Consider the following 15547-nt stretch of genomic DNA (forward strand, 5'->3'; position numbering starts at 1 on the left):
TATCTGTTTCCCTTAGTGCGCTTTGTCTTCGTTGATAGAGGACTGTAAGGCGCGGGCAAAAGAGTTGGCAATCGCCTGGCGCTGAGCCGGGGCAATGCTGGTGTTGATAAGGTTGGTGACCATATTGCCTAACACCATCAGGGAAAGGTCGGTCGGAGCCTTATGTTTTTCCAGTACGTTGAGCAGCTCTGCGAGCAATTGTTCAACCTGTTCATCACTGTAGCGGGAAATTTGTGGCATAAATCGAAATCAGTTAGTTGATGAAAGGGCAACATATTACCGTAGCAACGGTTTTTTTTCTGCTTTTTTATACTTTAAATCATTCGCGTTACGCCACCTTCTGTAAAATGACCGCCATCTTTTATTGCGTCGCTTAACCGGCGGTGGTTGAATACCGCCCGGTCTAAAAGGAGAGTTTATCATGAGTCTGGATATCAACCAGATTGCTCTGCACCAGCTTATCAAGCGTGATGAGCAGAACCTTGAGCTGGTGCTGCGCGATTCATTGCTGGAACCGACGGAAACCGTCGTTGAGATGGTGGCGGAGCTGCATCGTGTCTATAGCGCCAAGAATAAAGCCTACGGTTTGTTTAGCGAGGAAAGTGAACTGGCGCAGACGCTGCGCTTACAGCGTCAGGGCGAAGAAGACTTTCTGGCATTTAGTCGGGCAGCAACTGGTCGCCTGCGTGACGAACTGGCGAAATATCCTTTTGCTGACGGCGGCTTCGTGCTGTTTTGTCACTATCGCTATCTGGCGGTTGAGTATTTGCTGATTTGCGTACTGAACAATTTAAGCAGTATGCGCGTTAACGAAAACCTCGACATCAACCCGACCCATTATCTCGATATTAATCATGCTGATATCGTTGCGCGTATCGATTTGACCGAGTGGGAAACCAATCCAGAATCGACCCGTTATCTCACTTTCCTGAAAGGGCGAGTAGGGCGCAAAGTGGCAGATTTCTTTATGGATTTCCTCGGTGCCAGCGAAGGGTTGAACGCGAAAGCGCAAAACCGTGGACTGTTACAGGCGGTCGATGACTTTACCGCCGAAGCGCAACTGGATAAAGCAGAACGGCAGAACGTTCGCCAGCAGGTTTATAGCTACTGTAATGAGCAATTGCAGGCGGGCGAAGAGATCGAGCTGGAGTCGCTGTCGAAAGAACTGGCGGGCGTCAGCGAAGTGAGCTTCACGGAATTTGCGGCTGAAAAAGGCTATGAACTGGAAGAGAGCTTCCCGGCAGATCGTAGCACGCTGCGTCAGTTGACTAAGTTTGCCGGTAGCGGTGGTGGCTTAACCATCAACTTTGATGCAATGCTGTTAGGCGAACGGATTTTCTGGGACCCGGCGACCGATACCCTGACCATTAAGGGCACGCCGCCGAACTTGCGCGATCAGCTTCAGCGCCGGACGTCTGGCGGTAATTAATCGGTTTTACGTAATGAATGCCAGATGCGGCGTGACGCCTTCTCTGGCCTGCAAATAACGGTAATACCTGTATGCCTGATAAGACGCACTGCGTCGCATCAGGCATAATCTGCGGATACAAAAAACCCCGCCGGAGCGGGGTTTTTTACAACTTATTCAGCAATTAAGCGCGAACGAAGTCGATGTGCTGCAGCTTCGGTTTGTACGGGTGACGCTGTACATCCTGAGCTTTAACTTTGATTTCTTTACCGTCAACAACGATGGTCAGAACTTCGCTGTAGAATTCAGCTTTAGCTTGCATGTTCATGACTTTGTCGTGATCCAGCTCGATAGCCAGCGGCGCTTCTTTGCCACCGTAGATGATTGCCGGGAACTTGTTAGCGGCACGCAGGCGGCGGCTCGCACCCTTACCCTGCTCTTTACGTACTTCTGCGTTGATAGTAAACATTTCTTTCTCTCTTAAATTAATCCTGCTACAGGCGACCCAGCAACAGGTAAGTGATCTGCTTTGCGTATGCAAAAGCGGGCGAGATTCTATACTCAATCGCCTTATACATCAATCAAAACTACCATTAACCGCGTAATTCATGCGCCCGACGAAAACGACCTTCGTAATCGAACACTTTTTCACGCACTTGCCAGTACTGACCTTTCATGCGGGCAACAACAAAATCCGGATGGCGCAATAAGGCTTGCTGGGCGAGGATATCGGCGGCGGTTATCCAGCGCAGAGGGATGCCCGGTGTGCGCGTATGCGGGCGGATAAAAAGTTGTTCGAAGGCGGTACGCTGGGCGGGCGTTTGTAGACGGAAACGCTCACTCACATCCGCGCCGTCTTCATCGTAATAGGTGATTTTCAGCCATTCGCCTTTCTCGTCGTGACCATGCTGCAAAGACATGCCGCTACAGCGTAATACCAGCGCGTCTTTGAGTCGTAGCGCCGCTTTTAACATGTCGTCTGGATCAACCAGTACCGTGTCACATTCGCGGCATCGTCGGGCGGCAATATCGTTTTCCGCGTTACATTGTGGGCAATTTTTAAAACGGAAACGGAAGTCACACTGTTCGCGATGACCGTCGTCATCTTCAAACCACCCCTGACAGCGACGACCAAAGTGTTCAATCAATGTACCGTCGGCGGTCGTTTTGCCCCAGAAGGTGTTGGCAAAACCGCAGGCAGGGCAGAAAACCTGTACCGGAACGTTGTCACTTTTGCCTTTTGGGGTGCCAACTTCTGGCGCGTAGAGATCGTGAGGATTACCCGCATAATCAAGAATTAAGCAATCAGTCTTGCCGGGCGCCAGACGCAGACCGCGTCCGACAATTTGTTGGTAAAGACTCACTGATTCAGTAGGGCGCAGGATGGCGATAAGATCGACGTGCGGGGCGTCAAATCCGGTGGTCAGTACCGCAACGTTGACCAGATAGCGAAAACGCTGGGCTTTAAAATCTTCAATTAATACATCACGTTCAGCGCCGGGTGTGTCACCGGTAATGAGTGCTGCATCTTCGGCGGGCAGCAATCCCACAATCTCTTTTGCGTGTTCAACCGTCGCGGCGAAAATCATCACCCCTTTGCGCGTTGCGGCGAACTCCATAATCTGGCTGATGATGTGCGGCGTAATACGTTGTTGTTTTTTCAGCTCGCGGTTGAGATCGGCTTCACTGAACAGCCCATTGCTCTGTGCCTGCAAGCGGCTGAAATCGTATTGCACTACCGGCATATCAAGCCGTTCTGGTGGCGTCAGATAGCCGTGTTTAATCATATAACGCAGCGGCAGCTCATAAATGCAGTCACGGAAAAGGGCTTTCTCGTCGCCACGTACCATGCCGTGATAATGGAACTGGTAGATCCAGCCTTTGCCCAGCCGAAAAGGCGTGGCGGTCAGCCCCAACAGGCGTAAGTGGGGATTCACTTTTGTCAGGTGAGTAAGGATTTGCTGATACTGGCTCTCTTCATCGTCGCCAATGCGGTGGCATTCATCGACAATCAACAGCGAAAATTCACCCTGAAAGGCATCGAGATTGCGAGCGACGGACTGCACGCTGCCAAACACCACTTTACCGTGGCTCTCTTTACGCTTCAGCCCGGCGGCAAAAATATCGGCTTCCAGCCCCAGAGCCTGATATTTTGCATGGTTTTGCGCCACCAGCTCTTTGACGTGCGCCAGCACCAGCACGCGACCACGCGCCAGCCGTGCCAGTTCCGCTATCACCAGGCTTTTACCTGCACCAGTAGGCAGCACGATAACGGCAGGGGTTTTATGACGACGAAAATGGTTGAGCGTGGCATCCACGGCTTCTTGCTGATATGGACGGAGTGTAAAAATCATGGTCTCGCGTAGGTAGATTATTCTGCTAATAGTATGCCACGGATCTTTTTCTCTTGAGGGAAGTTATTAGACCGCTATACTGGGCGAACAACAGTTCAGATTTTCGGGTCATTACCCGACCTCCGTTTTTTACAGGCAAAATCACACACATGCGACTTGATAAATTTATCGCACAGCAACTCGGCGTTAGCCGTGCTATTGCCGGGCGTGAAATCCGTGCTACTCGTGTCACCGTCGATGGCGAAATCGTCCGCAATGCAGCGTTTAAACTGCTCCCTGAACACAGTGTGGCTTACGATGGAAACCCGCTGGCACAGCAACACGGACCACGTTACTTCATGCTCAATAAGCCTCAGGGCTATGTTTGTTCTACTGACGATCCGGATCACCCAACGGTGCTCTATTTTCTGGATGAACCTGTGGCGTGGAAACTACACGCAGCAGGGCGGCTAGATATCGACACTACCGGCCTGGTGCTGATGACTGACGATGGTCAGTGGTCGCACCGCATTACTTCTCCACGTCATCATTGCGAGAAAACCTACCTGGTGACGCTGGAGTCCCCGGTGGCAGCCGATACGGCAGAGCAGTTTGCTAAAGGCGTGCAGTTACATAACGAAAAAGATCTCACTAAGCCTGCTGTGCTGGAAGTGATTACGCCGACGCAGGTACGTCTGACCATCAGCGAAGGGCGTTATCATCAGGTGAAACGCATGTTCGCCGCCGTGGGTAACCACGTGGTTGAGCTGCATCGTGAACGTATTGGCGGCATTACGCTGGATGCTGATTTAGCACCCGGTGAATATCGTCCATTAACTGAAGAAGAAGTTGCCAGCGTCGTCTAACACTTTAATAACTTTCAGGAGCCCGTTGTGACCACCCGACAGCATTCGTCGTTTGCTATTGTTTTTATCCTTGGCCTGCTGGCCATGTTGATGCCGCTGTCGATTGATATGTATCTGCCCGCGCTGCCAGTGATTTCTGCGCAGTTTGGTGTGCCAGCGGGCAGTACGCAGATGACCCTGAGTACCTATATTCTGGGTTTTGCGTTGGGGCAGTTAATCTACGGGCCGATGGCGGATAGCTTCGGGCGTAAGCCGGTGGTTCTTGGCGGTACGCTGGTATTTGCTGCGGCGGCGGTGGCGTGTGCACTGGCGCAAACTATCGATCAGCTGATTGTGATGCGTTTCTTTCACGGGCTGGCAGCGGCGGCGGCCAGCGTGGTCATCAACGCCCTGATGCGCGACATCTACCCGAAAGAAGAGTTCTCGCGGATGATGTCGTTTGTCATGCTGGTAACGACCATCGCGCCTCTGATGGCGCCGATTGTTGGCGGCTGGGTGCTGGTGTGGCTGAGCTGGCATTACATTTTCTGGATCCTCGCCGTGGCGGCGATTCTGGCTTCGGCGATGATCTTCTTCCTGATCAAAGAAACGTTACCGCCGGAGCGTCGTCAGCCGTTTCACATCCGTACCACCATTGGCAACTTTGCCGCACTGTTCCGCCATAAGCGCGTCCTGAGTTATATGCTGGCCAGCGGTTTCAGCTTTGCCGGGATGTTCTCATTCTTAAGCGCCGGACCGTTTGTCTACATTGAAATTAACCACGTCGCGCCGGAAAACTTTGGTTATTACTTTGCGCTGAATATTGTTTTCTTGTTCGTGATGACCATCTTTAACAGTCGCTTTGTTCGCCGCATTGGCGCGCTGAATATGTTCCGGTCGGGGCTGTGGATACAATTTATTATGGCAGCGTGGATGGTCATCAGTGCGCTGCTGGGGTTGGGGTTCTGGTCGCTGGTGGTTGGTGTGGCGGCGTTTGTGGGCTGCGTGTCGATGGTGTCATCCAATGCGATGGCGGTCATTCTGGATGAGTTTCCCCATATGGCGGGAACGGCATCATCGCTGGCAGGAACCTTCCGCTTTGGTATTGGCGCCATTGTCGGTGCATTGCTCTCCCTTGCGACCTTTAACTCCGCATGGCCGATGATCTGGTCGATTGCGTTCTGTGCGACCTGCTCCATTCTCTTCTGTCTGTACGCCAGTCGGCCGAAAAAACGGTGATCTATTGCACAACGGGGAAGCTAAAAGGCTTCCTTTGTTGATGCATATCAACCGCAAATCTATCAGTCTCCCGTCATTTGTTTATTTTATGTAAAATCAATTTGTGTAAAAAGTCACATCATTGTAGTTAAAAAGGTTGAGTTAGATCGCAGAAACGGGTACATATAGCCCCGCAAACGTGACCGCGCCCGCAGATATTATTTAAATCAGAGCCATAGAGGCCACGCAGGCGAGGCATCAATCTTTACGATCTGTATAAAGACGGATTGTTGATGATGTGTTAAAATTGATGTAAACAAATTGTGAAGTAAATGTGCTTCCGGGGAAAATAAGTGACTTCATTACAACTCTCAATCGTCCATCGACTGCCGCAGAACTATCGCTGGTCTGCTGGTTTCGCAGGTTCGAAGGTTGAACCGATTCCGCAAAATGGACCGTGCGGTGACAACAGCCTGGTGGCGCTTAAATTGCTTAGCCCGGATGGTGATAATGCATGGTCGGTGATGTACAAACTAAGCCAGGCGTTAAGCGACATTGAAGTTCCATGCTCGGTACTGGAGTGTGAAGGTGAGCCGTGCCTGTTTGTAAATCGCCATGATGAGTTTGCGGCGACATGCCGATTGAAAAATTTTGGTGTGGCAATTGCCGAGCCCTTCTCAAATTACAATCCTTTTTAAGCGTCAGCTTAACGCCAGTAGCTGACGCGTATACTCCTGCTGTGGTGCGGCAAATACGCGTGCGCACGGCCCTTGTTCCACCACTTCCCCTTGTCGCAGTACGATAACCTGATGACATAACGCGCGGACAACGTGCAAATCGTGGCTGATAAACAAATAGGCCAGTTGATGCTTTTGTTGCAATGATTTCAATAGCGTCAATATTTGCGCCTGTACCGTTTTGTCGAGCGACGATGTTGGCTCATCAAGAATGATCAGTGAAGGCTTAAGAATCAACGCTCTGGCAATCGCTATGCGTTGTCGTTGCCCCCCGGAAAACTCTGCCGGATAGCGGTGGCGTGTTTCAGGATCTAACCCCACTTCATGCATCACGGCTTTCACTTGTTGTTCGCGTTGTGCGGCAGAAAGCGTCGGCTGGTGAACCCGCAACCCTTCCTCAATTATCTGCAATACGTTGAGTCGTGGGTTGAGCGAGGAGTTTGGATCCTGAAATACCACCTGAATGCGATGGCGAATCGGCAATAGCTGGCGGCGATTTAAATTTTGCAATGGCTGACCGTCAAAGACGATGCTGCCCTGAGAGTTAATCAGTCGCAGCAGCGCCAGTCCTGTCGTGCTTTTCCCGGAACCGGACTCGCCCACTAAACCCAGCGTTTCACCTGCTCGTAGCGTAAAACTGATGTCTTTCACTACCACGTTATGATCGACAACGCGTTTCAAAATCCCTTTGCGAATGGGGAAGGCAACCTGAAGCTGTTCAACATCAAGCAGCGTTGAGGCTGGTTCTGGCAACGGCACCGGGTCGCCTGACGGCTCGCTGTTGAGTAGCTTTTGCGTGTAAGGATGAACAGGAGAGGCAAATAGCGCAGTGGCGTTATTTTGCTCCACGCAGTGACCGTTTTGCATCACTGCCACGCGGTGAGCCAGTTTTCTGACGATGCTGAGGTTATGAGTAATAAACAGCATCCCCATATTCAGTTCATGTTGCAGTTCGCGCAACAACTGTAAAATCTGCGCCTGGACAGAGACGTCCAGTGCGGTAGTCGGTTCATCGGCAATTAATAATTCCGGGCGCGTTAATAGCGCCATTGCAATCATCACCCGCTGGCGTTCGCCGCCTGAGAGCTGATGAGGGTAATCTGCCAGTCGTTTTGCTGCCTGACGGATACCGACGCGATCAAGGCAATTTAATATCTCGCCACGTGCCGCTTCTCGTCGCATCCCGCGATGGAGTGAAAGCACTTCATAAAGCTGTTTTTCCAGAGTATGCAATGGATTTAACGACACCATTGGCTCCTGGAAGATCATGGCTACCTTATTACCGCGTACGCCGCGCAACGTTTGCTCGCTGGCATGAAGTAGCGATTCGCCATGAAAACGAATATCTCCAGCAAGATATTCTACCGGCGGGGAAGGGAGCAGACGTAAAATCGACAGTGCAGTAACGCTCTTGCCAGAACCTGACTCGCCCACCAGCGCCAGCGTTTCGCCAGCCTCAATCTGTAGTGAAACATCATTCACTACGGTACGGACAGTTTGCTGATGGCGAAAACCCACCGACAAGTTTTCAATCGCTAACAGAGTTTGCGTCATGCTACACCGCCTTATTAGGATCAAATGCGTCGCGGACGGCTTCACCAATAAAGATCAGCAAAGACAACAATATCGCCACCGACAAGAAGGCGGTGATCCCAAGCCACGGGGCCTGAAGGTTATTTTTCCCTTGTAACAGCAGTTCGCCGAGTGACGGTGAACCGAGCGGCAGACCGAAGCCGAGGAAATCGAGTGAGGTCAGGGTAGTTATTGAACTGCATAAAATAAACGGTAAAAAGGTAAGGGTAGCGACCATGGCATTTGGCAACATATGACGCAGAATGATACTGCGATCGCTGACGCCAAGCGCCTGCGCCGCGCGGATGTAGTCGAAATTACGGGTACGTAAAAACTCCGCCCGCACCACACCGACCAGACTCATCCAGCCAAACAAGACGGTAATTGCCAACAGCCACCAGAAGTTAGGCTGTACGACGCTGGAAAGTAAAATAATCAAAAACAGCGTCGGCATCCCCGACCATACTTCAATAAAACGTTGCCCCCAGAGATCGACTTTCCCGCCGTAATAGCCTTGTAGCGCCCCCGCCAGCACGCCCATCACGCTGGAGCAGAGGGTCAGCATCAGGCCAAACAGAACTGAGATCCGCGTGCCATAGAGAATGCGCGCCAGCACATCGCCGCCGTTGGCATCTGTTCCCAGCCAGTTTTGCCGGGAGGGGGGAGAAGGGAAGGGCTTATCGGTAGCAAAGTTGATACTGGTAGCACCAAAGCGAATCGGTGCCCACAGTACCCAGCCGTTATTTTCCAGCCGTTGTTTCAGCCACGGGTCCTGATAATCTGCCTGGCTTGCCAGCGGACCGCCAAAATCGCTTTCGCTGTAGTTTTTCAGCAACGGGAAATACCAGCTGCCGTCATAACGCACCAGCAACGGTTTATCGTTGGCGATAAGTTCAGAACACAAACTCAAACCAAACAAGACGAGGAAAATCCATAACGACCAGTAGCCGCGACGGTTATGGCGAAAACGCGCCCAACGGGCCTGATTGACGGGGCTGAGTCGCGACATTAACGTCCCTCAAAATCAATACGCGGATCGACCAGCGTATAGCTGATATCACTGACGATATTCAGCAGCAGGCCAATCAGGGTGAAAATATACAAGGTGCCAAACATCACCGGATAATCGCGCGAGACGGTCGCTTCGTAGCCCAGTAAGCCGAGGCCATTGAGCGAAAACATCACCTCAATCAACAGCGAACCGGTGAAAAACATGCTGATAAACGTCGCCGGAAAACCGGCAATCACCAGCAGCATGGCGTTACGAAACACATGTTTCCAGAGAATATTTTTCTCACTGACCCCTTTCGCACGCGCGGTAACCACGTATTGCTTGCGCACTTCATCAAGGAATGAGTTTTTGGTCAGCATCGTAAGTGCCGCAAAGCCGCCAATCACTGTCGCCAGCACGGGTAACGTGATATGCCACAGATAATCAGTGATTTTCTGATACCACGGCAGCGAATCAAAGTTAGCGGAAACCAGGCCGCGTAGAGGGAACAGGTCGAAATAGCTGCCGCCTGCGAAGAAGACAATCAGCAAGATGGCAAATAAAAAGGCCGGAATGGCGTAACCGATGATGATAAATGCGCTACTCCAGACGTCAAAGCGGCTACCGTTATAAACAGCTTTGCGAATGCCTAACGGAATCGACACCAGATAGATAATTAGCGTGCTCCACAATCCGAGGGTGATGGAAACCGGCAGACTGTCTTTAATCAGCGTCAGCACCGAGGCGCTGCGAAACAAGCTGTCGCCAAAATCAAAGCGGATGTAGTCCCAGAGCATTTTGAAGTAACGTTCGTGGATCGGCTTATCGAAACCGTAGCGATGAGTGATCTCGGCGATCACTTCTGGATCTAATCCGCGTCCGCCACGGTAATTACTGTCGCTGATATTGCCGACGCCCGTTTGCGCATGGCTGGCACGAACACCTTCACCGCCTGCGCCGGGTAATACTCCGGCATTACCAAACTCAATGGCGGCGATGGCCTGGTCGACCGGACCGCCAGGCGCAATTTGCACGATGAAAAAGTTGATGGTGATAATCGCCCATAACGTTGGGATCACCAGCAACAGACGGCGAATCAGATAAGCGCCCATCTACTCTCCCTGTTGTCTGGCTGACGGCAGTTTGGTCGCTTTATTGACGTCATACCACCAGGTATCGATACCGAGGCTGTAAATAGGGCGCACAGCGGGTTGGGAGAATTTATCCCACCAGGCGAGACGGTCTTCCGCCATGTACCACATTGGCAGCATGTAATAATTCCACGTTAATACGCGATCCAGTGCGCGCCCTAACGGCAGCAATTTTTCTTTATTTCCCTGCGCGGCAATAATCTGGTTGATCAGCGAGTCGATAACCGGACTTTGCACGCCGGGTGCATTATAAGTGGAATTGATATATTCCGATGACCAGGAAATCTGTAAATCGGAACTGGGCCACGGCATTGCTCGCCACACGCGCGGCATCATGTCATAGTCGCGACTGCGCATTCGGTTGGTAATTTGCGAGTTATCCACCTTGCGAATGTCCATACTGATACCCAGCCGTTGCAGGCTGTGCTGGAACGGCAATACCCACTGACTATTGCTGCTCGAAGGCAGCAATAACTCAAAGCTGAGCGGTTGACCCGTTGTGGCATTTACGCGTTGCTGCCCCTTCAGCACCCAGCCCGCTTCGTTGAGAAGTTTGTCGGCTTTTAACAGGTTGTCACGATCGTAGCCATCGCCTTTGGATACCGGCGGCTGGTAGATTTGCGTGAAGACTTCTGGCGGTAGATCTTTTTTCATCGGCGCCAGAAGCACCAGTTCAGCTGCGTCGGGGTAATTTCTGGCCGCGTATTCGGTATTCTGAAAATAACTGTTCGTGCGACTCCAGGCATTGTAAAACAACGCCTTGTTCATCCATTCAAAGTCAAAGGCGAGAGTGATCGCTTCCCGGACCCGGCGATCGCTGAATACCGGACGCTGAATGTTAAACGCCAGCCAGCGCGTATCCTGTGCCGACTCGTTCTTTTGTTCGTCTTTGATGATATATTTTTTGTCGAAATTTTTACCGGTATAGCGCGTGGCCCAGTTTTTGGCGTCGTTTTCCATACGCAAATCAAAAGCACCGGCTTTAAATGCTTCAAAAGCGACATTATCATCGAGGTAATAATCGTAGCGAATGGTGTCGAAATTCCAGCGCCCACGGTTTACCGGTAAGTTTGCCGCCCAGTAATCTTTCACGCGGGAATAGACAATATTCTGCCCCATTTTCCAGGACGTAATTCGGTACGGACCACTGGCAAGCGGAGGCGTGGCGAGCGGGTCGCTAAGTTTGTGATCTTTCCAGTACTTTTCTGGAAACACCGGCAGCGAAAACAGACTCAGCATATCTTCTTTACCGGGTTTGGCTAATTCAATGCGCACGGTTAAAGGCGCAATGGCTTTAACGGTAGTGCCTTTATAAACCAGACGAAATTGCGGCACGCCTTCGGTCATAAATTTTTGAAAAGTGAATTCAACATCGCGGGCAGTAATAGGCGAACCGTCATGAAAACGGGCGCGTGGATTAATGGCGACTTCCACCCAGGAATAATCGTCAGCATAGCGCGCGCTTTCGGCAATCAGCGGGTAATAACTGCCTGGCTCGTCATCGGAGGTGGTAAATAGCGTGTCGTACAACTGCTCGGTGCGTGCGCCGGGGTTGCCGCGCAATGCATAACGGTTGAAATTATCGAAGGTGCCGAGGGCTGACAACGTTATCTGCCCACCTTTTGGCGCGGCGGGGTTCACATAATCAAAATGGTTGAAATTAAACGCGTACCGAGGTTCTCCCAGCACTGCAAAGGCATAGCTTTCCTTGATAGCCTGCGCCTGCGCACCAAAGGTGAACAGAGCGATAAACAGCAGCAGTATGCGCACAATCATCTGCAACGGATTTCCTTTTACTCATCATTAGCCGCAATCCGGCATGCTTTCACTATGAATAATAAGGGACGCACGCACACCTTACCACTGTGGCGTATGAGGTTTCTCCAGCCAGCGGATAAAATCATCCAGCTGCAGGGGGCGACTAATCCAGTAACCTTGCAGGAAATTAACGCCACGTTCGCGCAGCCAGCGCGCCTGTTCCGGTGTTTCGACCCCTTCAGCAACTGTCAGCATATTGAGACGTTTCGCCAGCGTCAGCACCGCGTCAAGTACGGGTGAGGTGACCGTTTCCGTACCTATGGCGTTGATAAAGCCACGGTCAATTTTCAGGTAATCGAGCGTGAAACGTTCCAGATAAATAAGCGCGCTGTGCCCGGTGCCGAAGTCATCAATAGCAATTTCTACGCCGACTGAATGCAGCCAGGCGAAGAGTTGCGTGGCTTCTTGCTCTTTCAGCATATTGCGCTCGGTAATTTCCAGCACAATCTGGAAATGGTGTGCGGGCAGGGAAGTGAGCAGTTTTTGGATATCTGCTTTAAAGCTCTCGCTGTGCAGATGATCCGGCGCGATGTTAATGCCAAATTTCACGCCCACCGGCAGTATGTTTTCTAATTCTGCGGCATCACGAGCAATCAGCTCAAACAGATGCTGGGTGAGAGGTACAATCATCTTTTGCGATTCGGCATAGTGAATGAAGGCGTCCGGGGGAATTTCACCCACTACCGGGTGACGCCAGCGTAGCAGTACTTCCAGGCCAGTTACCCGCAGTGTTTGCGTATCAACCACCGGTTGATACACCACGTAAAATTGCTCACGTTTGATGGCCATCATAATTTCTCTGCCTGGGCGCATACGCACGCTCATCAGGTAATAGCAGAGCAGGCCAACGACAGTTCCACTCATACCACCCAGTAGAAACGCGTACCACACATCGTTCCATGTCCAGTCATCAGCATAAAGCCGAACGGTCAGCGGAAGGCCTGCAATTTTGGTTTCACGTACCGGCGTGCCGGTTAACTCACGGACGTTCATCAAATGCGACGTAAAAGTCGATAGCGCAGTATCACCAATAATGAGCGCGATACCGTTGAAATCTTGCTGGTGATAGCTATAGAAAATATACGGCGTCAGGTTCAGATTCAATGCTGCAAAAACGCCGCTATTTTTTAATAAAGGGTTACGATACCAGATGACGATCGTTGGTTTATTGGGCACCATCGGTGTGCCTGGCAATATTGCCATATCAATATCTTTGCCGATGTTTAGTGCCGGAATCAGTTCACTGAGTGGGATGTCCATCTCACCAGTTGCAGAAGAACAGAAGCTCTTTTTATCCTTTACCAGCACAAACGTTCGCACGTTCATGCTAAATGCTGCGCGTGCAGTCAGCTCCGGGTTAGCTTGCTGGCAGGTATCTAAGGTAAGCGGCTGGAGCCTGTCAGTGGTGGATTTCAGGTCGGCAAAATAGGTATTGAGATATTTTTGTACGTCGCTAATCAAGGTGTCGTATTTGACTTCGTGTTTATGCCAGGCCACTAAAAACTGAAGGCAGCTTACCAGTATCGCAATCATCACGCCCGCAATAATGCAGGTGAGCAGGATCTTACGTCCAGAAGAGGGAGCTCGTATGAACATGGTTCCGATAATATCCTGAAAATACGACAACACTAAAAGGAAAGAATGACGGGACTATAGCCTGGTTCAAGATGTGGAAACATCATTTTCTCGGATGAGAAAAACCAAAAAGCACTGCCTAAGCAGTGCTTTTCGTTAACTCGTCAGGATAGCCAAGGGATTGCATCCAAACGATTTATTAGCTACGGCTGAGAACCCGACGTGCTTCGTTGTAACGCTTCTTCCAGTACGGCTCATTCATGCTGGAAATAATTACACCACTGCTGGTGGATGCGTGAACAAACTGATTATTACCGATATAAATACCGACATGGCGTCCGGTTGAACCCGCGCGGAACAGGACTAAGTCGCCTGTACGCAAATTACTACGGGAAACTGATTTCCCCATTTCCTGCTGTTCATACGTTGAACGCGGAAGCTCTAAGCCAAATTGTTCACGGAATGTACGTTGTACGAAACCAGAACAATCGATACCTTTTTTGGTGCTGCCGCCCAGACGATAACGAACGCCTTTCCAGTCAGCATACTGATCCATAATTCGCGATTTCACGTCGACATTACGAACCAGGTTTTCAAATTCATCCTGAGAAGCTTGCAGTGATGATGTTTCACTACCCACTGCACGTGTCTCAGGATGCATATTCTTTGCGGTGTTGTTTGCACTACATGCAGAAAGCAGAACCGCTACTGCAATCGCGGGAATGCCGCGCAAGATATATCTCAAAATCGGTTGAGATTTGACCATGTTGTTTGTTTTCCCTTGAAGTCCTTAACGATAAATATCGTTATAAAAAATGCCAAGCGACACGAGACTAATTACCTGGGCATGTTGAAACAATTCCTTAAGGCCAAATCTGTGGACTAACGCACAAAATTATATGCTGTGAGGATAATTTAACGCCGAGGCAAAACGAGTCCGAGATTACCCGATTGGCGCGGTCTTGGCGAGCGGTTTTACATGATTTTTTATAAGAAAAAGTGATACAGAAAGTTAATAAGTGGGATTGGTCAATTAAAGAACGATTGTGCGAAAAACATGCAACCTATTCATTTGCTTAAAGAATGAGCATTGTATTCGATGAATGAAAGCAATCGTGCGCATCATCAGGATTATCCTTACTATAAAAATAAACCTGATGATGTTAATTACTGTGAGTTATTTGTTTTGGAAATGTTTGCTTTTTCCCGGTAGTGATTTGTCAAAAAAGGTGATTAATCGATCACTTAATGGCGTCAACAGCACCCAGGGTAAACCGATCAATATCACGGTCATGGAGCCGACAATGATATCGGTAAACCAGTGCGCGCCAATCATTACTCTGGGAAATGCAAAAACCACAAAAATAATAATGCCGATAAGACCTGCGACTTTTCCGAAATAGCGCCACATAAAGGCGGAAAAAATAAGTAACATCATGCCGTGATCGCCGGGAAAGCTATCTCGTGATGCATCTTTCGTGGGTACAGGTAGCAGTTCGCTGACGCGGTTAATATCTGTAAAGGTTAATGTCGGGCTGGCCCGTTTTACCGGAATTAATGCCTGACCCAGCTGGTTTAATACCACTGCGGTTAACAGCATGACCAGACCAATAATTACGATACGTCGTCTGCCAGGGGCATTTTCTTTCAGCCAGAAACTCAGCATCAACATTCCCATCGTCAGCAGTGAACAACCGTCGAAAGCGCGATTGTTGGTCAATGCAACCAGCCACAAAAAGGCCTTACTTTCGACCAGTTTCTGATTAAAGAAATAAAAAATATTCGTATCAATCGATAACCAGAATCCATGATTAACGGGTATGTACCAGGAAAGAAACAGCACGAGGCCGACAATGTTCAACAACACTATTTGCGGCAAATTTTTAATCATATTTTCTC

14 protein-coding genes are annotated in these 15547 nt (G+C 50.2%); 4 read left to right on the top strand and 10 right to left on the bottom strand.

The features are described from left to right. Window positions 1–12 precede the first annotated feature (12 nt). The gene (locus tag LG381_RS11785; RefSeq protein ID WP_001135667.1) at window positions 13–240 is read right to left on the bottom strand and encodes a YejL family protein; all 228 of its coding nucleotides are present in this window, start codon (window positions 238–240) and stop codon (window positions 13–15) included. Window positions 241–421: 181 nt separating this feature from the next. Between LG381_RS11785 and yejK the strand changes: the two genes are divergently transcribed. Further along, on the top strand, window positions 422–1429 hold the full coding sequence (yejK, locus tag LG381_RS11790) for a nucleoid-associated protein YejK (protein WP_000050780.1): 1008 nt from the start codon (window positions 422–424) through the stop codon (window positions 1427–1429). 163 nt (window positions 1430–1592) lie between these two features. On the opposite strand, the gene rplY is transcribed toward yejK, so the two are convergent. Beyond that, window positions 1593–1877: a 50S ribosomal protein L25 gene (gene rplY, locus LG381_RS11795; protein WP_000494183.1), complete on the bottom strand. Its 285-nt coding sequence runs from the start codon at window positions 1875–1877 to the stop codon at window positions 1593–1595. A gap of 124 nt (window positions 1878–2001) precedes the next feature. Continuing rightward, entirely contained in the window at window positions 2002–3762 is a 1761-nt protein-coding gene (locus LG381_RS11800) for a DEAD/DEAH box helicase (RefSeq protein WP_000578056.1), read from the bottom strand. A 149-nt stretch (window positions 3763–3911) separates the two neighbouring features. On the opposite strand from LG381_RS11800, the gene rsuA reads away from it, so the two are divergent. The 3 genes from rsuA to LG381_RS11815 all read left to right on the top strand — a co-directional run bounded on the left by rsuA (window position 3912) and on the right by LG381_RS11815 (window position 6502). Continuing rightward, window positions 3912–4607, top strand: coding sequence for a 16S rRNA pseudouridine(516) synthase RsuA (rsuA, locus tag LG381_RS11805; RefSeq protein WP_024212366.1), 696 nt, complete (start codon window positions 3912–3914; stop codon window positions 4605–4607). A 27-nt stretch (window positions 4608–4634) separates the two neighbouring features. Continuing rightward, on the top strand, window positions 4635–5825 hold the full coding sequence (gene bcr, locus LG381_RS11810) for a multidrug efflux MFS transporter Bcr (protein WP_000213383.1): 1191 nt from the start codon (window positions 4635–4637) through the stop codon (window positions 5823–5825). Between the two features lie 332 nt (window positions 5826–6157). Continuing rightward, window positions 6158–6502 carry a YejG family protein gene (locus LG381_RS11815; RefSeq protein WP_000202796.1) on the top strand — a complete coding sequence of 115 codons (345 nt, stop codon included), beginning with the start codon at window positions 6158–6160 and terminating at the stop codon, window positions 6500–6502. 3 nt (window positions 6503–6505) lie between these two features. Here the strand turns inward: LG381_RS11815 and yejF are convergent, their stop codons facing one another. The 7 genes from yejF to lpxT form a co-directional block, all read right to left on the bottom strand. Further along, window positions 6506–8095: a microcin C ABC transporter ATP-binding protein YejF gene (gene yejF / locus LG381_RS11820; protein WP_032225719.1), complete on the bottom strand. Its 1590-nt coding sequence runs from the start codon at window positions 8093–8095 to the stop codon at window positions 6506–6508. A 1-nt stretch (window position 8096) separates the two neighbouring features. Next, window positions 8097–9122 (bottom strand): ABC transporter permease, encoded by a 1026-nt coding sequence (locus tag LG381_RS11825; RefSeq protein WP_000088916.1) that lies wholly within the window; start codon window positions 9120–9122, stop codon window positions 8097–8099. Beyond that, window positions 9122–10216: a microcin C ABC transporter permease YejB gene (locus LG381_RS11830; protein ID WP_000501604.1), complete on the bottom strand. Its 1095-nt coding sequence runs from the start codon at window positions 10214–10216 to the stop codon at window positions 9122–9124. The genes LG381_RS11825 and LG381_RS11830 overlap by 1 nt, the downstream gene beginning before the upstream one ends. After that, window positions 10217–12031, bottom strand: a complete 1815-nt coding sequence (locus LG381_RS11835; RefSeq protein WP_222680270.1) for an extracellular solute-binding protein — start codon at window positions 12029–12031, stop codon at window positions 10217–10219. It lies immediately after the preceding gene. A gap of 81 nt (window positions 12032–12112) precedes the next feature. Continuing rightward, window positions 12113–13669 carry a cyclic di-GMP phosphodiesterase gene (locus tag LG381_RS11840; protein ID WP_225762445.1) on the bottom strand — a complete coding sequence of 519 codons (1557 nt, stop codon included), beginning with the start codon at window positions 13667–13669 and terminating at the stop codon, window positions 12113–12115. 178 nt (window positions 13670–13847) lie between these two features. Further along, window positions 13848–14414, bottom strand: coding sequence for a bifunctional murein DD-endopeptidase/murein LD-carboxypeptidase (gene mepS / locus LG381_RS11845; RefSeq protein ID WP_000241011.1), 567 nt, complete (start codon window positions 14412–14414; stop codon window positions 13848–13850). Window positions 14415–14825: 411 nt separating this feature from the next. Continuing rightward, window positions 14826–15539 (bottom strand): Kdo(2)-lipid A phosphotransferase, encoded by a 714-nt coding sequence (lpxT, locus tag LG381_RS11850; RefSeq protein ID WP_010347233.1) that lies wholly within the window; start codon window positions 15537–15539, stop codon window positions 14826–14828. Between the last annotated feature and the right edge of the window lie 8 nt (window positions 15540–15547).

This window comes from Escherichia sp. Marseille-Q3837, from assembly GCF_916618735.1.
Lineage (GTDB): Bacteria > Pseudomonadota > Gammaproteobacteria > Enterobacterales > Enterobacteriaceae > Escherichia > Escherichia ruysiae.